The sequence below is a fragment of the Solibacillus sp. FSL R7-0668 genome, assembly GCF_038006205.1.
Classification (GTDB): Bacteria; Bacillota; Bacilli; order Bacillales_A; family Planococcaceae; genus Solibacillus.
The window spans coordinates 420,935-443,828 of sequence record NZ_JBBOUU010000001.1 but is presented as its reverse complement, the minus strand read 5'-3'; the positions used below and the strand labels follow the sequence as shown (position 1 = coordinate 443,828).

General features: G+C 39.3%; 20 protein-coding genes. 9 read left to right on the top strand and 11 right to left on the bottom strand.

Annotation, left to right across the window (positions count from 1 at the left end):
- Positions 1–17: 17 nt before the first annotated feature.
- The 4 genes from MKX47_RS02125 to MKX47_RS02110 all read right to left on the bottom strand — a co-directional run bounded on the left by MKX47_RS02125 (position 18) and on the right by MKX47_RS02110 (position 3,689).
- On the bottom strand, positions 18–1,208 hold the full coding sequence (locus MKX47_RS02125) for an MFS transporter (RefSeq protein WP_340770595.1): 1,191 nt from the start codon (positions 1,206–1,208) through the stop codon (positions 18–20).
- 111 nt (positions 1,209–1,319) lie between these two features.
- Entirely contained in the window at positions 1,320–2,012 is a 693-nt protein-coding gene (locus tag MKX47_RS02120) for a VOC family protein (protein ID WP_340770592.1), read from the bottom strand.
- A 189-nt stretch (positions 2,013–2,201) separates the two neighbouring features.
- Positions 2,202–2,756, bottom strand: coding sequence for an NADPH-dependent FMN reductase (locus tag MKX47_RS02115; protein ID WP_340770590.1), 555 nt, complete (start codon positions 2,754–2,756; stop codon positions 2,202–2,204).
- 123 nt (positions 2,757–2,879) lie between these two features.
- A complete protein-coding gene (locus MKX47_RS02110; RefSeq protein ID WP_340770588.1) occupies positions 2,880–3,689 on the bottom strand; it encodes an NAD(P)H-binding protein in 810 nt (269 codons plus the stop codon).
- Positions 3,690–3,787: 98 nt separating this feature from the next.
- Here MKX47_RS02110 and MKX47_RS02105 point away from each other — a divergent pair, with 98 nt between their 5' ends.
- From MKX47_RS02105 to MKX47_RS02095, 3 genes are all read left to right on the top strand, one after another.
- On the top strand, positions 3,788–4,822 hold the full coding sequence (locus MKX47_RS02105) for a PseG/SpsG family protein (RefSeq protein ID WP_340770586.1): 1,035 nt from the start codon (positions 3,788–3,790) through the stop codon (positions 4,820–4,822).
- 70 nt (positions 4,823–4,892) lie between these two features.
- Complete coding sequence (locus MKX47_RS02100; RefSeq protein ID WP_340770584.1) at positions 4,893–5,078, top strand: SE1832 family protein; 186 nt, start codon at positions 4,893–4,895, stop codon at positions 5,076–5,078.
- A gap of 331 nt (positions 5,079–5,409) precedes the next feature.
- Positions 5,410–6,990, top strand: coding sequence for an ABC-F family ATP-binding cassette domain-containing protein (locus MKX47_RS02095; protein WP_340770582.1), 1,581 nt, complete (start codon positions 5,410–5,412; stop codon positions 6,988–6,990).
- A 66-nt stretch (positions 6,991–7,056) separates the two neighbouring features.
- On the opposite strand, the gene MKX47_RS02090 is transcribed toward MKX47_RS02095, so the two are convergent.
- Positions 7,057–8,514: a carbon starvation CstA family protein gene (locus tag MKX47_RS02090; protein WP_340770579.1), complete on the bottom strand. Its 1,458-nt coding sequence runs from the start codon at positions 8,512–8,514 to the stop codon at positions 7,057–7,059.
- 428 nt (positions 8,515–8,942) lie between these two features.
- Here MKX47_RS02090 and spx point away from each other — a divergent pair, with 428 nt between their 5' ends.
- Together spx and MKX47_RS02080 are read left to right on the top strand one after the other, a co-directional pair.
- A complete protein-coding gene (gene spx / locus MKX47_RS02085; RefSeq protein WP_340770577.1) occupies positions 8,943–9,344 on the top strand; it encodes a transcriptional regulator Spx in 402 nt (133 codons plus the stop codon).
- A gap of 26 nt (positions 9,345–9,370) precedes the next feature.
- On the top strand, positions 9,371–9,796 hold the full coding sequence (locus MKX47_RS02080) for a MarR family winged helix-turn-helix transcriptional regulator (protein ID WP_340770575.1): 426 nt from the start codon (positions 9,371–9,373) through the stop codon (positions 9,794–9,796).
- A gap of 208 nt (positions 9,797–10,004) precedes the next feature.
- Here the strand turns inward: MKX47_RS02080 and MKX47_RS02075 are convergent, their stop codons facing one another.
- From MKX47_RS02075 to MKX47_RS02065, 3 genes are all read right to left on the bottom strand, one after another.
- Entirely contained in the window at positions 10,005–10,553 is a 549-nt protein-coding gene (locus MKX47_RS02075; protein ID WP_340770573.1) for an RNA polymerase sigma factor, read from the bottom strand.
- Between the two features lie 203 nt (positions 10,554–10,756).
- A complete protein-coding gene (locus MKX47_RS02070; protein WP_340770571.1) occupies positions 10,757–12,274 on the bottom strand; it encodes an aminotransferase class V-fold PLP-dependent enzyme in 1,518 nt (505 codons plus the stop codon).
- A complete protein-coding gene (locus MKX47_RS02065; protein ID WP_340770570.1) occupies positions 12,261–12,818 on the bottom strand; it encodes a glycerol-3-phosphate acyltransferase in 558 nt (185 codons plus the stop codon). Before MKX47_RS02065 ends, MKX47_RS02070 begins: the two co-directional genes overlap by 14 nt.
- 172 nt (positions 12,819–12,990) lie before the next feature.
- Here MKX47_RS02065 and MKX47_RS02060 point away from each other — a divergent pair, with 172 nt between their 5' ends.
- From MKX47_RS02060 to MKX47_RS02050, 3 genes are all read left to right on the top strand, one after another.
- Positions 12,991–14,517, top strand: a complete 1,527-nt coding sequence (locus MKX47_RS02060) for an AbgT family transporter (protein WP_340770569.1) — start codon at positions 12,991–12,993, stop codon at positions 14,515–14,517.
- Between the two features lie 20 nt (positions 14,518–14,537).
- Entirely contained in the window at positions 14,538–15,713 is a 1,176-nt protein-coding gene (locus MKX47_RS02055) for an amidohydrolase (protein WP_340770565.1), read from the top strand.
- An 880-nt stretch (positions 15,714–16,593) separates the two neighbouring features.
- A complete protein-coding gene (locus MKX47_RS02050) occupies positions 16,594–17,976 on the top strand; it encodes a dipeptidase (RefSeq protein ID WP_340770563.1) in 1,383 nt (460 codons plus the stop codon).
- Between the two features lie 100 nt (positions 17,977–18,076).
- Here MKX47_RS02050 and MKX47_RS02045 read toward each other — a convergent pair whose 3' ends face one another.
- From MKX47_RS02045 to MKX47_RS02035, 3 genes are all read right to left on the bottom strand, one after another.
- On the bottom strand, positions 18,077–18,649 hold the full coding sequence (locus MKX47_RS02045; RefSeq protein WP_340770561.1) for a hypothetical protein: 573 nt from the start codon (positions 18,647–18,649) through the stop codon (positions 18,077–18,079).
- A gap of 612 nt (positions 18,650–19,261) precedes the next feature.
- On the bottom strand, positions 19,262–20,107 hold the full coding sequence (locus MKX47_RS02040; protein WP_340770559.1) for a methyl-accepting chemotaxis protein: 846 nt from the start codon (positions 20,105–20,107) through the stop codon (positions 19,262–19,264).
- Positions 20,108–20,127: 20 nt separating this feature from the next.
- Positions 20,128–21,582 carry an aldehyde dehydrogenase family protein gene (locus tag MKX47_RS02035; RefSeq protein ID WP_340770557.1) on the bottom strand — a complete coding sequence of 485 codons (1,455 nt, stop codon included), beginning with the start codon at positions 21,580–21,582 and terminating at the stop codon, positions 20,128–20,130.
- 517 nt (positions 21,583–22,099) lie between these two features.
- On the opposite strand from MKX47_RS02035, the gene MKX47_RS02030 reads away from it, so the two are divergent.
- Positions 22,100–22,537, top strand: coding sequence for a hypothetical protein (locus MKX47_RS02030; protein ID WP_340770556.1), 438 nt, complete (start codon positions 22,100–22,102; stop codon positions 22,535–22,537).
- Positions 22,538–22,894: the final 357 nt, after the last annotated feature.

The following is a 22,894-nucleotide window of genomic DNA, read 5'->3' as shown; positions in this document are numbered from 1 at the left end:
ATTGCTTCTAATCATTTCTATTTTGCTGTCTTTTGTTTTTTATCTAAATGATAACTATAGAAGGTTAGCAGACTTGCACAGACTGCGACTATCCCTCCGACCCAAGTTACATTCATTAAACTTCCTTGATGGTACACAATTCCTCCTAATGCCGAACCAAATGCGATACCTACGTTGCTTGCCACTGGCATTAGTGAAGCAGCCAGCCCTGTTGCTTTTGGCTGATAAATTTCTGCGAGGTCAATTAAATATAGCTGAGTAGATGTTGTTAAGAGGATCGCCATTAACGACATGAAACCAATATTTATTAAGCCTAAAACAAAATGATTGGTCGTCCAAAATAAGCTTGTCAGAACAATTGCTTGCACGAGAAAAACAAATCGAAGGCGACCGATAGCATTGTGGCTCGCAATTTTACCTGCGAGAATATTACTAAAAATCGAAATAAACCCGTACCCAAATAAGATTATACTAATTGAATTATTTGGTGCTCCCATTTCATTCAAGATTGGAACAAGATACGTAAAGATTGCATATGTTGCGCCAAATCCGAGTGCAGGAATGAGAAAAGCCATCAATATACGCGGATTCGTCAATAAAGAAAACTGATCACGCATCGAGCTGCGTACTTGGCTAAGTCTATGTGGTAAAACAAAGAAAGAGGCCAAAAACGCCAATCCTCCGAGGATAGTGGTTAACATAAACGTGGCATTCCAGCCGTACTCTCCGGCGATTACAATACCCAATGGCACGCCAACGACATTCGCAAGTGTAAAACCACCGAAAACGAAGGAAATTGCAAGTCCGCGTTTTTCAATCGGCATGGTTTCACTTGCTACAATCATAGCTAGAGAGATTAAAACGCCTGTCACAATCGCTGTCATAATGCGAAGTGTGAGCAGCATGATATAGCTCGTCGATATTATGCACAAAGCATTTAGGACGATAAAAGTTCCTATTAAAAACAACATCCATTTTCGTTTTGGAAAATGACTTGTTGCTGACATCACGAGTGGTGTAGCGATGGCAAACGTAATGGCAAAGGCAGAGACAAGTGTGCCTGCTTTTGCATTTGTCATCTGTAGGCTTGAAGAGATCTCTGTTAAGATTCCGACAATAACAAATTCGCTTGTCCCGAGAACAAATGTTAATAAAGATAGTGTTACGATCAGTAACCAATGTTGCTTGGATAATTTTGTGGCGTGCATAAATACCTCTTTCTTAGATGAATGTGAATATGTGACCTAGTAGATGCACAACCTTACTATCATACCATAGAATATTTTTGCGAAAAAAACCCTTTTTAAATGATATAGTGGTTACAAAATTGACAAGTCTACTGAACTGGCCAATTCCAACTTTTCATTAATTTTAACCGAAACCCCATCATCTAGTATAATCTCGACAGGATAAGCGGCTGATTTTTTATTTGAGAAATACCATGTACGTCCCTCATTTACAAATAGTAGATAGGTCGCATCCTCGCGTTCCCCCATAAAAGATAAGCCGTCTGCTGAGATTTCTTCACGGTCCCGTTCAAAAATGGATACTTTCTGTAATGCTGAAAGGGCGTTTAATTTATCCGTTACAACTATACTCATCTCAGATACTTTCTGTAAGGAGGCAGTAGTAAACGGCTCCTCACTTGGTTTTGCATCTGAAAAGCGACAAATCAATTCCACAATGTTTCCGGCAGGATCCTCAAAATAAATCGACTTGGCATCGATGAAAGGAAAATATACTTCATCCTCCCCTTGCTCCTGGGATAATTCTGTTTTCTCTTTTATCCATGCCTTTGCTTCTTCAAACTGATTGGATGGTACATCAAATGCAAAATGGTAGAATGGGCTTTTTTCCAAAGGGGCTTCCACAAATGTAATCATGGATGTTCCTACCTTTATTGTAAAACGGTTATGTTCCTCTGAAGTTAAAGGGAAATGGAGTGTTGTTTCATAGAATTGTTTTGTTGCTTCATAGTTAGAAGCACACATTGTTACGTGGTTTATATTCATAAGATCAACCTCTTCTCTTTTATTACGTCAAAATTACCACTTTATAAAAAGAAAAGCGTCATTTAAAAGTCTGATTTTCTAGAAGGGGCTGTGCTGTTTTACGTATCATTTATTTTCTTATATGACGCATCCTTTTATATAGTTCCAAATTGCATAAAAAAAACCCCCGAATTTCGAGGGTGCTTACGGTTATTGAATATCCACTGCCTGCTTAGATAAGGTTTTGGTCATTTCACAATATTGCACGAACACGCGGGCTAATTCGCGTAGACGGTTGTGTACGTCCTCATCGGTGATTTTATTGTCTTTATCGAAATGATCTGCATGCGTGTACACATAGTTTGGTGTGACTAGGCAACGGAAGTAGTCTAAAATTGGGCGTAATTGATTTTCTAATACTAAATGATGCTGGTACGTACCACCATTACCGATGATTGCTGCCGGTTTGTAGCGCATTGCTTTTGGTGGAATCATATCAAACGCATTTTTTAGTACACCTGGAATTGAAGCTTGGAAAATCGGTGAAGCGAAAATATATCCATCCGCCTCTTCGAATTTTTGAATCATTTTTTTCATATCCTCATTTAGCGGACTGCCGTCTAAAATTTGGTGCTGAAGCTTTGAGAAATATAAAATTTCAAGCTCTAACTCTGGGTTAAAGGCTTGAATATATTGTTGAACCTGCTCTAAAAGAACGCCGGTTTTACGACCAAAAATTGTCCCATCGACAAGTAAAATTTTCATTGCTGTTCCTCCATGTAACTCATTGTACCCTTATTGTATCAGAATAATGATTCCCGATAATAGGTAGTTGCTTATATAATTTGAATTTCAGTCTTTTGTCGTAACTTGTCAGTACTGTAGCGATTAGCGATCTTGATTCATTTCTTTTCGTTTTTTGCGATCAAATACAACATCCTCGTCTATCGGTGGGAGCTCCTCTTTTTTCAATTTATCCCAATTAAACGCAACCTCTTTATCGGCTACTTCCCGCTCTGTTTCCTTTTGTAACGGCGGCTCCATTGTTAAAAGCTTGTCAGATGGATAAATCATCACCTTCTGCTTGTCACCATGTAAGGCAATGAGCTTCATCGCCCGCGCGATTTGCTCGGCTGCAATGGAGTGCAATTTTTTCAGTGGCCCTTTTAATAGAGGATTCACCACAGCCAGTGCCTTTGCGCCGATGGATTCCCCCAATCGAAACTCGCCACGGTCCCCCGTAATCAGTGATGGACGAACAATGGATAATTGCGGGAAATCCATATCAATTAGCTCGGCTTCTAACTTTCCCTTTACACGACTATAATACGCAAGTGCCTGTTCATTTGCACCCATTGCCGAAATCACAATAAAATGCCCAATGCCCCGATTTTTTGCCATGGCTGCAATCATAAGTGGGTATTCGAAATCGACCTTTTCAAATTGCTCCTTTGACCCAGCCTTTTTCATCGTTGTGCCTAAGCAACAAAAAACCTCGTGCGCAAATTCGATATCATGGTCTGCAATTTGATCAAATTCGCGCAATCTGACCTCTAACTTCGGATGAACATAATCGAGCGGCTTCCTCGAAATGACATTAACTGCCACGTATTCATCACTATCGCATAATAATTTTACTAAAGCGGAACCGACTAAGCCGGTCGCACCAACTACTAAAGCCGAACGCATCTCCTTCATCTCTATCCCTCATTTTTCGTAGTGTATGTTATGTACATATTCATATTTTCGGATATTCCACCATATTTTATAGAGATAGTGGAAAGGATGGGATTGAATTGCCGAAAAAAAGAATTGTATGGATTATCGAGCATTGCGATACGAAAGGCATGTATCCAATAGAACGCGCCGTTACCCTTGCAAATTTCATGCAGGATGAAAGTGTTTTTTTATTTATCAAAACAGAAAACCAGGCGCTGATTGATAAGCTAGCGACAACGGGTTTAACGATTGTTTTATTCGATCGTTTCATAGAATTAAAAAAGAAAATTCGCGATTTGGAGCCAGATTTAATTGTGCATGATGGGAAGGATACACAGCTCGAACAGGTCGAGATGATTCGTCCGTTTTGCTCAACTATTGTTCATTTTGATGATTTTGGAATGGGTGTACAGCTTGTCGACTGTCATATTATTGCGCTATTCGGTGAGCCGCACGAAGAATCCATTCCACAAGAGCTTGCTGGTAGCTACGCATTTGCTGTGCCGCCAAATTTACAGCAAACCGCCCAAGAAATTTATGATGCAGCCGATTGTAGTATTAAAGGTGAACTCCCTCACATCGTCATTGCCTTTGAAGACGGTGATGCCAATAATTTAACGTACCGCACATTACGCCACTTAACGCAGCTACATATCCCACTCAAAATTTCAATCGCCATTGATGATGATTACAAGCACGATGTTGATAGCCTAAAAATGATGGCACTTAGCCGACGTAATGTCGAGCTCGTGCAACGTCCTGATGCCCTACTTCACCTCATGCCAACAGCCGATTTAATTATTTGTAATGCGCTTTATACGCCTTACAAAGTAGCCGCTGCTGGTATTCCTTGTATTACGACTGCCCAGCACGAACAGGAATTAAACTATACCTTTGCCCGTGAAATGAACGGCTTTATTCATATTGGTTTAGGTCGTAAAATGAAGCAGTCCATTTTACAAAACGCGGTGATGGAGCTACTACTGCACGAATCTCGCCGTGAACGTGCTGTCCGCAAACAACGCGCCTTAGAAATTTTAACGAACAATGAGATTTTAAAAAATTTACTGCTCGATTTAGCCTATTCTCGTCATAATCTTGCGCACATGTAGTGAAAATTTTAGATGCATTATGTTACAATATGAAAAGATCAATTTTCGTTAATTAAAGGAGCAACTATCGATGCTAACTAAGGACCAATTACAGCAGCAAATTGCCGAATTGAAGATGGATTACATAAATCTTCAAGGCGATATGGAAAAATTAGAATCACTTGGCCATGCAGATTCAGTGAAGCAGGCGGTAGCACGTCTAGAGAATATGGAAGCACGGCTCGCAGAACTAAATAAACAGCTCGCAGCACTTTAATGCCTGCGAGTTTTTTTTGAGGAAATATAGCGGTTAACAGCCGAATTTGGGATGAATTTCCCAATTAGCCAAAGGGTGACTATTTCGTGGGAATATGCTCGGTTTCTGGAGTCTTATGCTCGAAATTCCGTTTTTTATGATCGATTTTTGGATTTTATGCTCGTTTTTTGAGTTTTATGCTCGGTTCCCGAAATATATGCTCGATTAACCATATTTACCCTTTTTTCACTATAAATCGCTGTGATGAACCGCATTTGAATAACGTTGAAATCAAATAAAAACGTAACAGCACTATAATTACTATAAATAAAAACACTCGGAGGATTCTTATATGGCAATATTAACAGTTGAAAACTTAGGTCATTCATTCGGTGACCGCACATTATTTAAAGAGGTTTCTTTCCGCCTAGTAGAAGGCGACCACATCGGTTTAGTTGGTGCAAATGGTGTCGGAAAATCGACCTTAATGGGCATCATTACAGGTCAGCAAATTCATGATGAAGGTAAGGTCGAATGGCTACCGGGCACGCACTATGGTTACTTAGATCAGCACACAATCTTAACAGCGGGGCGTTCGATGCGCGATGCATTACGTGATGCGTTTTTACCTTTATATAAGAAAGAAGAACGTTTAAACGAAATCTCTACAGAACTTGCGGAGCCCGATGCAGATTACGACAAGCTATTAGAAGAAATGGCTGAAATTCAAGATGCTTTAGATGCAGGTGATTTCTACAGCTTAGATATGAAAATCGAGGAAGTTGCACGTGGTTTAGGTCTAGATGCAATCGGCTTAGAGCGTGATGTGGCAGCCCTTTCTGGTGGTCAGCGTACAAAGGTTTTACTAGCTAAGCTGTTACTGGAAAAGCCGAAAGTTCTATTACTGGACGAGCCGACGAACTATTTGGACGAAGAGCATGTTACATGGTTAAAAAATTATTTAAAAAACTATCCTCATGCGTTTTTATTAATTTCGCATGATACAGAATTCATGAATGACGTGGTGGATGTCATTTTACATTTAGAATTTACGAAAATGACGCGTTACACAGCGACATACGAAAAATTCACCGAGCTTGCGGAAATCAACAAGCGTCAGCATATTGATGCCTATGAAAAACAACAGGAATTCATTAAGCAGCAGGAGGACTTCATCGCACGCAATAAGGCACGTTATTCAACAAGTGGTCGTGCCAAATCACGTGCCAAGCAATTAGACCGTATGGAGCGTATTGACCGTCCTGAAACAGCTGTAAAACCAGAATTCAGCTTTAAAGAGGCACGTACACCAGGGCGCTATGTTGTAGAGGCAGAAAACTTAGTCATTGGCTATGACAAAGAAAAGCCGTTATTACCACCTTTAACCTTCCAAATCGAGCGCGGTGAAAAAATCGCCCTTGTTGGGATGAACGGTGTCGGTAAATCAACATTACTAAAAACGATGCTTGGCAAAGTACAGCCGTTAGATGGAAAAGTGATTTTAGGCGACTACTTAGAGCCTTCCTACTTCGAACAGGAAGTAAAAGCAGATAAAATCACGCCAATCGATGATGTATGGAATGCGTTCCCTTCGATGGAGCAAGCGCAGGTTCGTGCTGCATTAGCGCGCGCTGGCTTAAAAACGGATCATATTACGCGCCCATTGAACTCCCTTTCTGGTGGTGAGCAGGCGAAAGTTCGTTTATGTAAATTAATGATGGACCAAACAAACTGGTTAATCTTTGACGAGCCGACTAACCACTTAGACGTCGATGCGAAGGAAGAATTAAAACGTGCGATGAAGGAATTCAAAGGGACGATTGTACTCGTATCCCATGAGCCTGAATTTTATGAGGGACTTGCAACAAAGGTCTGGAACGTACAAGACTGGTTCACTACACGCGAAACAAAGGAATTAAACGAATTTAAATAATCGAAAAAAGGCCATTTCCCTGTCAAAGTGGGAAATGGCGTTTTTCTATATAACGCTTTTCGCTAATTAGCTTTCATGTGCTTTATAGCTTGTAACATCCTCGTCAAGCAGGAAGTTTGTCCCCCGCTTTTTAAAGGCTGTGGCAAAGAATAAGGCAACGACGGCAAGTGTCGCCACTGTGCCGATAATGTACGACTCTGTTAGCTCCATCCCGAAGCCCATCGTCGGCTCATAAATGATATAAACAAATACCATCGACGTCATGAAAGTAGCAGGTATTGTGGCGATCCAGTGATTGCTCTGTTTCAAGAACAGGTACATCGCGCCAACCCACAGTGCAATGACTGCAGTTACCCCATTTGCCCACGAGAAATAACGCCATAAAATATTAAAGTCAATTTTTGTTAAGGCAAATGATAGGACGAATAATGGAATCGCAATCCATAAACGACTTATAATTTTTGCTTGGGCGAACTTGAAATAATCAGCGATAATCATACGTGCTGCACGGAATGCTGTATCCCCTGATGTAATCGGTAATACAATAACACCTAAAATCGCTAATGTTCCGCCAACAGCACCTAATGTCGCAATCGAAACTTCACTTACAACACCCGCAGGACCACCCGCAGCAAGCACTTCATTTAGACCTACTGGACCATTGAAAATACTCATTGCCGCAGCTGCCCAAATCATCGCAATAATACCTTCTGCAATCATCATGCCATAGAAAATTTTACGACCTTGCTTTTCATTTTGCGTCGTACGTGAAATAATCGGTGTTTGCGTTGCATGGAATCCAGAAAGTGCTCCACATGTAATCGTAAAGAAGAGCATCGGGAAAATTGGCAATGCACCCGGATGCATGTTTTCAAATGATAACTCTGGAATCGGTGCGCCTGTAAACACTAGCACAACGCCAATGCCTAACGCAGAGAAAATTAATAACGCCCCGAAGTAAGGATAAAAACGACCAATAATTTTATCAATTGGAAGTAAGGTTGCTAAAATATAATAAGCAAAAATAACGGCAACAATAATACTAAGCGCAACTTTTCCATCAAATAAATTACTAATCAGCATCGCTGGTGATGATACAAATACCGTCCCAACTAAAAGTAATAATAATAGCGCAAAAATATTTACAACATGCTTCATCGCCACCCCTAAATACTTTGAAGCAAGCGCTGGCAAATGAGCTCCTTTATTGCGGATGGAAATCATCCCCGTTAAATAATCATGAACGGCACCCGCAAAAATACAGCCAACGACAATCCAAATAAAGGCAACGGGTCCGTATAATGCACCCGCAATTGGTCCAAACACCGGCCCAGTCCCCGCAATATTCAGTAGCTGAATCAATGAGTTTTTTGGTGTCGACATGGGCACATAGTCAACCCCATCCCCGTTTACATAAGCAGGCGTTGGACGTTTCTCATTATGTCCGAATACCTTTTCGACATACTTGCCGTACGTAAAATACCCTACGATCAGTAAAACAATCGATACTAAAAACGTAATCATTCACATATCCCCTTTTTTAAAAATTTTTAGTATGCTTTAAAATTACCATTTTCATAGATAGATTTCAAACTAATTTTCAGAAAATTCCATTAAGATAGCACTTCTAATCGTAGATACAACGGAATATATAATGAAATGAATGGAAGTAAACTAGCAGAAATATGATTTTTTATGACGGTGAAAATGCCTTTTTCCTAGTATTACGAAATCAATTCGCTAACTTTACAAAACTGTAATATAAAATCCGAAACTTTTTATTGGCACAGACGTATATTTTATTAGAGAAATGGGTAAACAATAATGGAAAAGTAAACCAAAAAAACATATTGCAATACAAATAGCTTAGTAGTAAGATATAAATATAAACAAATATCTTACCGCTAAGCTATCACCTAAATATTTAATTATGGGAAGCGAGGAAACACATTATGACAGTGACAATTTACACACAATCAAGCTGCTCTTCATCACGAAAGGCATTAAAATGGTTAAATGAAAACAACATTACTTATACTGAAAAACGTACTACATCTCAACCTTTAACATTAGCTGAATTCAAACATATTTTAAGTATGACTGAGGACGGAACCGACGAAATTATCGCAACCAACTCAAATGATTTTAAAAACATCGACATTGATATTGATCAATTATCGATTCAAGAGCTTTACAATTTAATTCAGCAGCATCCCCGTATGTTGCGTAGCCCTATTTTACTTGATGAAAAACGCATTCAAATCGGCTATAACGAAATGGACATCCGTCGCTTCATTCCACGTAAGGTGCGTGCATTTGAACTGAATGCCCTTCAAAAGCTAGCTGTAGAATAGCGAAAACTTTTTGGAGTTGACCACTTATGAATGAGCAAAAACGAGAGCAAATTTCGGCACTTTTTGAAACAATGACTTCATTGGAGCGCAAAATCGCCAACCAATGGAACAGCCACGATTTATTAGGCTATTCGAAGTCGCATATATTAATTTTAGCGTTCCTTCACACCGAGGGACCAAAGCGACCTTCTGCGATTGCCGAAAAGCTCAAGGTGACAACAGGCGGCGTTACGGTGTTAACAGCGAAGCTTATTAAAGCGGGCTTAATCGAAAAAACCCAACACGAAACCGATCGCCGCGCCTCACAAATTCATATTACCGAGGCAGGCATCGACATCCTTGAGCAATCGAAAAAACAAATTGACGTCGTATTTGAAAGCTTGTTTGGCATGTTAGATGAGGACGAGATTAAAACCCTCACACAAATCTTTGCAAAATGCGCGAAACTCTAAAAGTACGCTAGCGACTCTCGGCTAGCGTACTTTTTTGTGTTGCATAGGAAAAAGCAAGGCTATTCGTCATACCAGCCCTGCTTCGTTGTTCCGTCCTTATAATGAATGGTTAGCTTATCATGAAGAAAAAGAAGGCGCTTTTCGTATAAAAAAGCACCTTCTTTTTATGAATTTATTGAACCTTTTTTCTACGTTTTCGTCCTAATAATTAAGCTGGTAAAATGGCTTCAGCTACGCTATTATCTGCTAATAAAATTTCTTTTAGACGAGCCTTTGCGCGGAATAAACGAGATTTTACTGTGCCGATGGATACTTTCATTAGCTCCGAAATTTCGACCAATGAGAATTGATCCACATAGAAATACCATAATGTTTTTTGGTAAATGCCATCTAGTTGGTTCATCTTTTCTTGGACCATTTTAGTGATTTCTGTTTTTTCGATTAGTTCCTCTGTAGATGTTTCATTGTTGGGAACCAAATCTAAAATCGGTACGTCTAATTGTTCAGGTTGATTCATCATGTATTTGCTACGACGCACATTTTTGCGATAACGGTCGCGGAATGTATTCATTGTAATGGTTGTTAGCCAAGCTTTTACATGGTCTACACCTGCTACGGTTTGTTCGTAGCGCACCACTTTTACCCAAACTTCTTGCATTAAGTCTTCTGCTTCTGTTTGATTGCGTGTTAATTTTAAGCATAGGTGGTAAATGTAGCGATTATATTCATCATAAATGGTTGCTAATAATTCGTTCATTTGGAAACCCTCCGATAGATTTTATTTATATAAAGTCAAATGTATGTGTCAATGCATGTTGCTTTCTAACTTTATTTTCCCAAAATTTATGCTTACACTCTATCGGATTGGCTTTCAATTAGCTTACAATGATGTAAGGTACGCTGTAATCATTTGTATTGTTGAATCATTTATGGTCTTTGCTGCCTCTACACTTCCCTCTTTTACAATGTTTCCAGGATATTCGTAATCAGCTGTGCTACTTGTTTGAAATCCCGTTCAAATTTCGGCTGAATCGTACTAATTTGTGCACTTCGTCGTTCCTTTAAATAGCCGCTCTCCCCGTGTAGCAAAAATCCGTTTAATGCACAGGTTTCCATTATTTTTGGCATTTCTGGGTGCTGCAGTGTTGCAATAATTGGGTTCACTGCCTGAATGGGCAAGCCTGCTTCACTTACAAGCTTCAGACGATTTTGTAAGCTTTCAAAGCGCGCTGGATACGCTTTTAATGCCGTATTGACGGACTGAACAAGAAAATGCGGCAGTGTAAATGGAATCGTTTTTTCTAGATAATAAGGTAAATTCATATATAATGGCGCCCTGCTTACTTGTGGCGCTTTTTGACAAAAGACAAAAGCAACCCCTGCAATTGTCCCGAGCGCCTTGCCACTACTCGCTGTTGCATAATGTAAATGCGCCATTGAAAACGGTGTTGCCCCAAACGAACTGACACAATCCGCGCATAAGGCCACATCATAGCGCGCTGCTAATTGCTGCAAGTCCTCTAACGGATTCATCATACTATTGGATGTTTCACTATGCACAAACACAATATATTGATAATTTTCTGTTTGCAGTTGCTGCTCGATACGCGCCATTGAAAACGGCTGTCCCCAACCAAAATCCAACCAATCAAAGGCTAAATTCCATTGCTGTGCCTGATTAATCAGCCGATTGCCAAACTCCCCATTCGTTAAAAATAAGCCTCGCCCGTCATTAAAATCACTTTTTAACTGCCCTAGCATGGCGTCATTCGCTAATGTGCCACTGCCCACCATCGGAATGACAAGCTGTGCATGCGTTAGCTGGCATAATGTTTCTTTCATCTGCGTAAGCTCCTGCTCAAATTGAAGCGAGCGATGCGATAAAACCGATTGCGCCATTGAGGCTTCCAATGCGACAGGGCCTGGGTAAAATACGGCATTTTTTTCTCTTAAGCGCTCACGGAAAACTGCGCTATCTGTACGTGTAAGCACCATTGGTAGAAAACGTGCATCCTCTGTCCCGACTGCCGGTGCAAACTGCTTAAAGCCCATCTCGCTATACAGCTTTTCCTCACGTACTGTACCTGAAATGACGCATGCCGTATAGCCCTTGTCATAGTAGTATCGATAAATGGCCGTAGCGAGCTTCGAAAAGACACGCCCATTGCGATGCGCCTTTTTCACTGCCAGCAGCCGAATTTCACATAAATAGCGACAATCCGCTGGTGCTAAATGCTGTTCGACCTCGCCGATTTTTTGATCAATGGAAAATGGACGTTGATCGCGAAACGCCGCCATACCAACGATTTCCGTATCTTTATAGACGACAAGATATGTATTTTCAACATGAAATTTATCGACTAAGCGCTTACGATGATTGGCTGGATGCTGCGGAATTTCTTCAACAAAGGTTTCATAGTTTAAGGCGGCAATCGCATCGAATTCTTTTTCTGTTGTCGCAATTTTACTCCAATACATTGGGCATCACTCTCTCTATTATGCTTTTTCGTTGCTTCCAAATAACGAGCAGTAGGGCCATCGCAAAAACGCTTCCTACGTCGGGGCGCTGCAAGATTAACAAAATTCCATATATAACAAACGCAATGACCATACTAATGGTTGCACTTTTGGTCAGAAGAATGCTTACGCCAAAGCCTACTAAAAACACGAGGAATGTTAGTGGCGCAAACATGACCATTGCCCCGACAATCGTTGCAACGCCCTTGCCCCCCTTGCCTTTATTCCAAAATGGATAAAGGTGACCGAGTATCACCGCAATTACCGCAAGTGCAATCATTAGTTCAGAATAGTCTAGCAGTCGTCCAGCTAAAACGACGACAAGCCCCTTCAAGCCATCCCCCACCGCCACCACCACAAAGGCACCTTTTCCAAGCGTTCTTCCTGCATTACGGGCCCCTAGATTGCCACTGTTGGCACTTTGTAAATCAATTCCTTTTACTTTACCCACAATTACCGCAAATAGAATCGTGCCGACGAAATAGCTTAGACAAATATAGAGCATTGCTACGCTCCCTCCTTAGATCCTTTTGTTTTTTTATGTTTATGAAATCTAAGAATCTTAAGTACATTACCCCTCATTCAGCTAGATTCACTTCTTTATCGTTTAATTATTCTGCAAATAATTCGCATGTTCCTTTTTTACAAACATAACATGGGGGTTAAGGAGGGATTTTATGGACGTGAAAGCAAGAAGCAACAAGAAATTTGTTGATAAGTTTCTTGATGGGATTGAAAGGTCCGGAAATAAATTACCGGATCCAGTGACGTTATTCGTTATTTTAGCGGCGGTCGTATTAATACTATCATTTATCTTAGCTAAGCTAGGTGTTTCAGCCGTAAAACCTGGTACAGAAGAAACGATTGAAGTTATTAATTTATTAAATCGCGAAGGGCTCATTTTAATTGTTGAAAAAATGGTAGCAAACTTCACAGGATTCGCGCCACTCGGTATCGTTGTCGTGACAATGATAGGTATTGGGGTTGCCGAAAATAGCGGATTAATTTCTGCCCTTATGAAAAAGACGGTATTAAGTGCACCAGAAAAACTAATCTTGCCCGTAATTTTATTTACAGGTTTAGTAGGAAATATCGCAGCAGATGCAGCCTTCATCGTTTTACCGCCAATCGCTGCTATGATTTTTATGAGTGCAGGTAGGAATCCTTTAGTTGGCTTAATCGCTACTTATGCGGCGATTGCAGGTGGATTTAGTGCCAACATCTTAATTTCATCATTGGATGTTTTGTTATTAGGAATCACCGATACGTCCGCACAATTAGTAGACCCTGAATTTACTGGTCGGGCTACGATGAACTATTATTTCTTAATCATTTCTACATTTGTCTTATTATTTGTTGCAACATGGGTGACTAAGAAATTTGTTGAACCTCGTTTTGGTAAATACACTGGGAAAATTGAAATTGCGGAACCGATCACAGCGCTTGAAAATAAAGGGCTGCGCTGGGCAGGTATCGCGACTTTAGCTTACATTGTTTTAATCGCCATTTTGATCGTTCCTGAATCAGGTTGGCTACGAAATCCAATCGATAATGGTTTCCTAAACTCTCCATTCATGTCTGGCATTGTACCCATCATGTTATTCTTCTTCTTAATTCCTGGTTTGGCCTATGGTATTGTGACGAAATCCATTCAATCCGACCGCGACTTAGCGGAGCAAATGTTTAAATCGATTGCCGATTTAGCTTCATTTATTGTACTAGCTTTTGCAGCTGCACAAATGATTGCTTACTTTGGTTGGAGTAATATTGGGCCTATTATAGCGATTAAAGGGGCTGAATTATTACAAAATTTAAATTTCACAGGCGCTCCATTATTCATTGGTTTTATTCTGATTTGTGCATTGATTAACTTATTAATCGCTAGTTCCTCGGCAAAGTGGGCACTGCTGGCACCTATCTTCGTACCGATGTTTATGTACTTAGATTACTCTCCAGCGGTAACACAGATGGCTTACCGCGTAGGTGACTCGATTACAAACCCGATTACGCCGATGCTTGCGTATTTCGCCATTTTACTGGCCTTTGCACGCAAGTATGATAAAAACATCGGCATTGGGACATTAATTTCCGCCTTATTACCATACTCTGTTTTCTTCGCAATTATGTGGATTATCTTATTTGTTATCTGGTTTGTATTAGGTTTACCTTTAGGACCAGGAGATGGCATTTTTATTAGTAAATAATAAAGGAGCTTTACACCAATATGGATATTTTATTTTCACTTTTAGAGCAATATTACGATGAAATGGTAGCTATTCGCCGTTACTTACATCAACATCCTGAGCTTTCACATGAGGAAGTGGAAACACCGAAGTATATTGCACAATACCATCGTTCGCTCGGTCACGAAGTACGTGAAGGCGTTGGCGGACGCGGTGTTGTGGCCAAGCTCGTCGGGATGAAGCCCGGAAAAACGGTGGCATTACGTGCAGATTTCGATGCACTAGCCATTCAAGAGCAAAATGATGTTCCGTATAAATCCAAGATCGACGGACGTATGCACGCATGTGGGCATGATGGACATACCGCAACTTTATTAGTACTGGCAAAAGCACTAAATCAAATGAAAGATGAATTAGAAGGCACCATTGTTTTCATTCATCAATTTGGGGAGGAACTTGCTCCAGGTGGGGCAATTGCTATGATTGAGGATGGCTGTTTGGACGGTGTTGATGTCATTTTTGGCACACATTTGTGGACACCCGAACCAGTCGGACAAGTAGCTATTCGTTCAGGTGAATTCATGGCCGCTGCTGATGGCTTTTACATCACAATTAACGGTAAAGGTGGACATGGCGCAAAGCCACAAGAGACAAAAGATTCGATCGTTATTGGCTCGCAATTTGTGATGGCAGCACAGCAATTACTAGGTCGCCGAGTAAACCCTGTTCATTCTGCTGTTGTATCGATTTGCCATTTCGAAGCTTTGAACCCGTTCAATGTCATTGCAGACTCCGTAAAAATTAAGGGCACTGTTCGTACATTTAACGAAGAAACACGTGATCAAATTGAGGCTGAGTTAGAGGAAGTATTAAAAGCTTCGTGTCATTTATACAAAGCCACTTATGATTATAATTTTGTACGTGGCTATGATCCCGTTATCAATGATGAAGCCTTAACGAATTTCTTCTTAGAACAAGTAAAAGAAACGCCGCAAGTTGACCATATCGTCATTAGTGATCCTGAAATGGGGGGTGAAGATTACGGCTATTACTTGCAAAAGGTTCCGGGTATTTTCTTCTTCACAGGAGCAAATACACCGGGGGAAGAAAATTTCCCGCACCACCATCCGAAATTTAGAATTAATGAACACGCATTATTAGTTGCAGCTAATACGTTAGGCAAATTAACCTTGTCTTACTTAGATACTTACAACTAGTTTCATTTTCTTAGTTCACATTGAGCAAATCCACTAACAATAAATGGATTAAGTACAGTATGCTTTCTTATTGTCGGGCTACGGCATGACAGCATTATGGCCACGTGGTACGTGTCCATACTACTGTCTTTAATGCCGCATGCAAGGCCCGCCAAATTAAAATACTGCATTCTAATAAAATAAAAGAGTCCAATACTGCCGCTAGCGCTTTCGCGAGGCGGCGGTTTTGGCTAAAATATATCGCTTTTACAATCATTTAACTTTGTCCAAAGTTTCACTCTTTTAATAAAATTACCTACTATGATTGTGTTAAGATAAAACCATTTTCAGGCTAAAGTTGACCTTATTAAAATTACACGTTTGATTCACCAAAATTTTTTCAAAACCTTTGCAATAAAAATCAATCTTAGCTTTATAACATAGTGGCGCGGAGTGGAGGGGCGAGTGCAACTGCCAGCTCTGGCTTTCGTTGCAGAGCGAAGTTGACGCGGAGAAATAACTCAAAGCTTTCTATGGGATTAAGCGTGTGCGGAAAATCCAATCCTATGTGCCGCCGTAAAGGTACATAGAATTTAGTTGAAGCCACGCCCCTAGGATAAGTGTGGAACAAATGCTAAAAACGCCACATCGTGTGGCAACGCATTTGTGACCAACATCGTGTTGGCCTCCCGTAGCGTAGCAGAACGAATTTTAGTAGAAAAACGCATTCAACCCCAAATTTTGTATTAAAAATTGCTCGTTTTAATTTCTTAGGATAGCATTTTGACACTCAGTCCTCTTCGCTTTCACAGGCTCGAGATCTAATGGACGTTTAGAAACGAAGTAAAGTAAGATATATGCTATAATTATTTCCATAATCGAAATAATAGGAGGCCTATTTATGAGTCATTTACAAGCATTAGATGCTTACTTTACAGAACATCGCGAGCGCCATTTAGCCGAGCTAAACGAATTTTTACGCATTCCAAGTATATCTGCCCTATCCGAGCATAAGGCAGATATGACAACAGCAGCGAATTGGCTTGCAGAGCACTTAAAAGCATTAAATATTGAAAATGTTGCCGTTGAACAAACAGCGGGCCACCCTGTTGTCTATGGTGAATGGCTGCACGCAGAAGGCAAGCCAACGATTCTATTTTACGGTCACTATGATGTACAGCCGGTTGATCCATTACATTTATGGGAAACACCGCCGTTTGAGCCAGCGATCCGTGATAATAAGCTGTTTGCACGTGGGTCTTCTGATGACAAGGGCCAAGTGTTCATGCATTTAAAAATGATTGAAGCATTATTTGCTACAGAGGGCACTTTACCTGTAAATGTGAAATTTATTTATGAGGGTGAAGAGGAAATTGGTAGCCCTTCCCTACCGCAATATACGGAAGATAATAAAGAAAAATTAGCGGCAGACTTAATCGTAATTTCCGATACTGGTTTTTACGCAAAAGGAAAGCCAGCAGTTTGCTACGGCTTACGCGGCTTAACAGGTGTACAAATTGATGTGCGCGGGGCGAAAGGTGATTTACACTCAGGCCTATACGGTGGCGGTGTCCAAAATGCCATTCACGCATTAACGGAAATTTTAGCATCCTTCCGCGATGAGCACGGGACAATTCAAGTGGACGGCTTCTACGACAATGTATTGCCGTTATCAGAAGAAGAGCGCCAAGCTTACCGCGATTTGAACTTTGATGAGGATGCATTAAAAGAGGAAGTCGGCGTGAAGGAATTATTTGGTGAAGCGGGCTACTCTTATTTAGAGCAAACATGGGCGCGTCCAACGCTTGAAATTAATGGCGTATTCGGTGGTTTCTCTGGTGAAGGCATCAAAACGGTTTTACCAGCTGAAGCCGGCGCAAAAATTACATGCCGCTTAGTGCCAAACCAAGACCCAGAAGAAATCGTAGCATTATTAAAGGCGCATATTGAAAAGCACAAGCCGGCTGGTGTTGAAGTAGTTATTTCTGAGTTTGATAAAGGGAAACCTTACATCACACCATTTGATCACCCGTTAATTCAAGCAGCAGGTCGTTCATACGAAAAAGTATACAAGGTGCCAACTGCTTATACGCGCGGTGGTGGCTCGATTCCAATCGTCGCAGCATTCGATGAAATATTAAACTTACCGGTTGTCTTAATGGGCTTCGGACTTTCAAGCGAAAACTTCCACGCACCCAACGAGCACTTCCATTTAGAAAACTTCGACCAAGGCTTACGCGTACTTGGCGATTATATGCATGAGGTTGCGAATATTAAGCTATAGACAAAAGCTCATTTGATTCAAATAAACACCGCTACGCAATGAAGGGTAGCGGTGTTTTTGGGATTTAAAAGATGATGCAGTTATTAAGCACTAAGATGCCTTACCTAGAACCTTTTCGTTCACCGCTTGACTTAAATTTACCGTCAATGAACAATACCGTTGTCTCGGCATCTGAAGCTGAGTTGTTATAACTGTAAATTTCTAAAACCTCTGACTCCGCAATGAGTGCACCTTTTCCACCGAGAATCTCAAATACGTTTTCTTTTGACATGCCTTTTTCCAGCTTATTTAATTGCTCAAGGTTCGTTTCAATTTCCGTTGTTTCTAATCCGTTTTGTGCTTTATAGCTTAGTTTATCGCCTTCGAATGTCATTTCAGCGCCCGGCGAGTGACTCGCTGTATCAAATTTATATATAGCGGTATTATGTGGATCTCCATCCGCGCCACTTTTAGAAACCACTGTTCCCTTAGACCCGATAATGGTAAATACTTCTTCTGGAGTCATACCTACTTTAATCTGTTTATACTCTTCTTCCGTGACTTTACCATCTACATAAACACCTAATTTTGATGCATCCCCTACTGGTATTTCAGCAACCGTTTTTTCATCTTTTTGCGTTTCTTCATTGATAGATTTTTCACTACAGCCTGCTAATCCAAGACTTAATACCAACGCTGCGCTAAATACCTTTTTTTCATCAGAACAACACTCCCTTATATTCCCATTTTAAAGGAGTGGAATTTAAAAGTACACCAAAAAAGGTAACGGGTTCGGTTGATGGGGAGAATAATACTAATATCATTCTAATAATGAACGCCTCCCTCAACAAATAATGTCTAAATAACAAATATGTGGAAATATCTGGACATTTTAATCATACCATATTCTGTTCCAATATGGCTCGATTGTTGAACAAAAGTTAAACAACGCTCTTCAACTAATTGCGTTAGTATAAACACTTCATATGTCTATCATTCTATTAATCTCGTGACAATTACATTAATATTACTTTATTAAGCGGAAAACTACGGAAAGAGTATTATCAAAAGTACTTTTAAATTTAAAATGAGCAACACCTTAAAAGACGTTGCTCTACTTTATTAAAGCATCCCGTTAGCTCAATAAATTTCCCTAGAAAATAATGATTGCCAAAGTCTAAGATAATCACAAAGTAAGTATTATAAAATTAGGTATTAACCAGCAGCATCATCTGGGGTTCTGAAAAAAAGATTAAAGACGTGCTCTATTTCGTTAAGCACGTCTTTAATCTTTAAAATTTTTTTACTACTTTTTTTCCTTATCGTATAAAGACTCTTCAGCAAATTGTGCTAATTGTTGAGCTTTCAAGCTTATTTCTTGTATTGTTGTAGAAAATTCATAGATTGAACCAGATTGAGTATCTGTTAATGTGTTGACTTCAGCGAATGCTTGATTTAACGATTTTAAAAGCTGTTGAATATTTTTTGTAATATGATTAATTTGATCTGCATTTTGCTTCGAATTTGAAGCAAGCTTACGAACTTCATCAGCCACTATTGCAAATCCTTTACCATGTTCGCCTGCACGTGCAGCCTCAATTGCAGCATTTAAACCTAATAAATTACTTTGATCTGAAATTCCTTTTACTACAGAAGAAATTTGACCAATTTCCTCCGCACTTGAACTCACATCTTTCATTGAAGAGGTCATATTTTTCACGCGGTCGGATAAATCGCCTACTGAGCCACTAATCTCTTCAATAGAAGCAGCCGTTTGCTCTACACTCGCTGAGAAACTTTCAGCCATTTCAAATAATTTATGCGCCTTTTCCAAACTTGTTCCGATGCCAACCCCACCAATTACTTTCCCAGTACTATCATGAAGCGGGATAGCTCTTGCAACAAGTGGGAAGCCGAATAATTCTTTCGGTACAACGGCCGATAAAGACTTATTCGTTTTTATCGCATTTGTGATTACATCGCCTTCGACAAGTGGATCCCCTGGCGTAACGTTTAAAGCGAATGTCTTCGCTGGAATATTAATGATCAATTTCTCAGTATCGTAAATACCCACCGTAATATCGTCTTGAATAAGACCATTTAACAAAGGCGCTACTTTAATGAACGCACTAATTACATCTGTTTCTTGCATATTGTCCCACCCTTTTATCCTTAATAAGGTAAAATTCTTTTGCTATAGTTTACAGAAATCCATTTTAAAGTTGTGAACTCTTCAAGGCTCCATTCTCCGTTTAAACGACCGATACCTGATTGTTTTTCACCACCAAATGCAACGGTTGGTTCATCATTGATTGTTAAATCATTAACATGAATCATACCTGTATGTACTTTCTTCGCCATTTCTACACCACGTTCAAGGTTAGCAGTATGAATCGCACCACTTAATCCAAAACGAGTATCATTTGCGATTTGAATGGCTTCTTCTTCCGTTTCGAAAGGAATAACACAAACAACTGGGCCAAATAGCTCTTCTTGTGCCACACTCATGTCTGTTGTTACATCTACTAAAATAGTTGGCTCTACCATTCTTCCTTTAATATTCCCTTTAATAATGGCATTAGCACCTTCTGCAATGCCTTTTTCAATCATCGTTTCTAGGTTAGCTGCTTGGCGATCATTAATGACTGGACCAATAATTGTTTCAGACTCCCTTGGATCGCCCACTTTAAGTGAAGAAACTTTCGCAACATACTTATCAAGGAACTCGTTGTAAATCGACTTTTGCACTAAAATGCGGTTTGCTGACATACAAATTTGCCCTTGGTGTGTGAATCGACTAAATGTCGCAGCATCAACAGCGTAATCCATGTCTGCATCCTCTAATACAATAAAGGCACTATTTCCACCTAACTCTAATAATGGCTTTTTAAAGTTTTTAATCGCTACTTGACCAATGTAACTTCCTACCTTAGTTGATCCTGTGAAGGAAATAATTCTTGGAATCGGATGCTCAACAAATGCATCACCGATTTCTTTAATATCTGTTACAACCACATTCATTAATCCTTTTGGTACACCCGCTTCTTCAAAGATCTTACCAATTAATGTTCCGCCTGTAATAGGTGTATCTTCGTGAGGTTTTAATACAACAGCGTTCCCAGCACCTAATGCAGGAGCAACAGATTTCATTGATAAAAAGAATGGGAAGTTAAATGGACTGATTACACCAACAACGCCTACTGGAATTCGATAAAGTCGGTTTTCTACATCATCGATTGTTGAAGGTAAAATCTTCCCTTCCATACGAATTGGGAATGTTGCAGCCTCTTTAATAATATTCTTAACAAGACCAATTTCAAAAGCAGCCTTTAATCTTGTTCCACCTAACTCATCCATAATAATCGATGTAATTGCTTCTTCGTTTTCTTCAATATATTTCACAGCATTTTCAAGAATATCTCGTTTTTTAAATGGATTCACTTTGTCCCATTCTTGCTTAGCTTGTTGAGCCGCTTGATATGCATGATCAATATCAGAAACATTTGCCAATTTAAATTCAGTAATTACCTCATCAGTATAGGGATTTATATCATGTAAAAGACTATTACTTTGTCCTTCTCTCCATTCTCCATCTATAAATTGATACCCTAAATTTTTTATATCCATTTTATAACCTCCTAATAAATTTGATGTGCGTAGTACAATTATCGACAGATTTAATTGAAAGTTAAAAAAAAACGGAAAATTTATAGTATTTTTATTCCAATTACTATTCATTAAATTAATCTTTGCTACTATTTTAAAAATATTCCACTATGAAAAAGGGCCTTTTCGGTTCAATTTCCTTGTAATTATGCGTTCTGTTTTACTTATTACATTTGTCCTGTATTTTATCAAGATGCTAATGATAGCGGTTCATTACTATTCTCCCCGTTATTCGGATTGTATGCTTTTACGTTGACGATTACATTTAGCTCTTTCTATTATTATATAGAAAGAGTTAAACGTAAATTAATCATTTTTAAGGAGATAATATGTCATTTTTATTAAATATTAACCAAGACGAAAAAAGCTATGATGTAGGTGTTTTTGAAAGCGAAGAAGCCATATGCAAATTTATTGAAAGTATTCCTTTCGTAAAAAAGAAGTATTTTCAGATCCAAATAACTATCTAAATTATTATATGAACTTTGAAGAAATACCTAATTACTATGAAGTAAACTATAATAATTACTTATATGTTATTTCAAAATTCTCATTTATTCCGGGTGATGACAAAATATACTTTAACTGGAGTAAAATTCACCTTTGGGATGAAAAACTATCTATAAAAGAGACTTTTATAGAAGGTGAGATAATAGTTGATGCTTATAGCGTTTCAAACAATGACGTCAAAGATTATATAGAAAAACGAGAAGAACTGTATAAGGAAATAGAAAAATATTATAAAAGTAAAGGCTCTAAAGTTAGTAGAGCTGCCCTTGGATCTCAAGATGGCGAATACATTTCGATTTCAAGTGAATCTATCCTTTTTTTACTTGACCCAAGTGCAATAGAGATTTGGGAAAAGTCCATAGATGTAGAAGATTTCATATATAACTATAAAAAATTTATAGCTTAAATTTAATTTTAATATAGTGGCGAATTATTATTCTAAAAAACTGAAACATAGCGGGATGTTTCAGTTTTTATAGTTATTCATTGATTTACGGTTTCCTTCAAATCTAAAATAATTGACGGCTCAAAGTTTTCTTGGATGATACCTAGATAAGGCAGCATCGTCATTTCTTCTGGGATCTCTTGTATTCCCGGAAGAATGACAGAAAGTATCGTTTGATTATTTTCAACTTTAAAGTAAGTATGGTTATGTTGACGTGTTCCGTTGAAGGTAATATGCCAACCAAAAGGAGTAATTTCAGGCTGCCCCTCTACGCTAATTGAAAGCTGTAATCCATTATCCTTTAGCTGTGTGTCATAA

Coding starts and splice junctions, on each gene's coding strand:
- MKX47_RS02050 (WP_340770563.1), top strand. CDS start 16,594: ATGAGTCATTTACAAGCATTAGATGCTTACTTTACAGAACATCGCGAG.
- MKX47_RS02115 (WP_340770590.1), bottom strand. CDS start 2,756: ATGAAAATTTTACTTGTCGATGGGACAATTTTTGGTCGTAAAACCGGC.
- MKX47_RS02055 (WP_340770565.1), top strand. CDS start 14,538: ATGGATATTTTATTTTCACTTTTAGAGCAATATTACGATGAAATGGTA.
- MKX47_RS02125 (WP_340770595.1), bottom strand. CDS start 1,208: ATGCACGCCACAAAATTATCCAAGCAACATTGGTTACTGATCGTAACA.
- MKX47_RS02100 (WP_340770584.1), top strand. CDS start 4,893: ATGCTAACTAAGGACCAATTACAGCAGCAAATTGCCGAATTGAAGATG.
- MKX47_RS02120 (WP_340770592.1), bottom strand. CDS start 2,012: ATGAATATAAACCACGTAACAATGTGTGCTTCTAACTATGAAGCAACA.
- MKX47_RS02060 (WP_340770569.1), top strand. CDS start 12,991: ATGGACGTGAAAGCAAGAAGCAACAAGAAATTTGTTGATAAGTTTCTT.
- MKX47_RS02095 (WP_340770582.1), top strand. CDS start 5,410: ATGGCAATATTAACAGTTGAAAACTTAGGTCATTCATTCGGTGACCGC.
- MKX47_RS02065 (WP_340770570.1), bottom strand. CDS start 12,818: ATGCTCTATATTTGTCTAAGCTATTTCGTCGGCACGATTCTATTTGCG.
- MKX47_RS02070 (WP_340770571.1), bottom strand. CDS start 12,274: ATGTATTGGAGTAAAATTGCGACAACAGAAAAAGAATTCGATGCGATT.
- MKX47_RS02110 (WP_340770588.1), bottom strand. CDS start 3,689: ATGAAGGAGATGCGTTCGGCTTTAGTAGTTGGTGCGACCGGCTTAGTC.
- MKX47_RS02080 (WP_340770575.1), top strand. CDS start 9,371: ATGAATGAGCAAAAACGAGAGCAAATTTCGGCACTTTTTGAAACAATG.
- spx (WP_340770577.1), top strand. CDS start 8,943: ATGACAGTGACAATTTACACACAATCAAGCTGCTCTTCATCACGAAAG.
- MKX47_RS02030 (WP_340770556.1), top strand. CDS start 22,100: ATGAACTTTGAAGAAATACCTAATTACTATGAAGTAAACTATAATAAT.
- MKX47_RS02090 (WP_340770579.1), bottom strand. CDS start 8,514: ATGATTACGTTTTTAGTATCGATTGTTTTACTGATCGTAGGGTATTTT.
- MKX47_RS02040 (WP_340770559.1), bottom strand. CDS start 20,107: ATGCAAGAAACAGATGTAATTAGTGCGTTCATTAAAGTAGCGCCTTTG.
- MKX47_RS02075 (WP_340770573.1), bottom strand. CDS start 10,553: ATGAACGAATTATTAGCAACCATTTATGATGAATATAATCGCTACATT.
- MKX47_RS02035 (WP_340770557.1), bottom strand. CDS start 21,582: ATGGATATAAAAAATTTAGGGTATCAATTTATAGATGGAGAATGGAGA.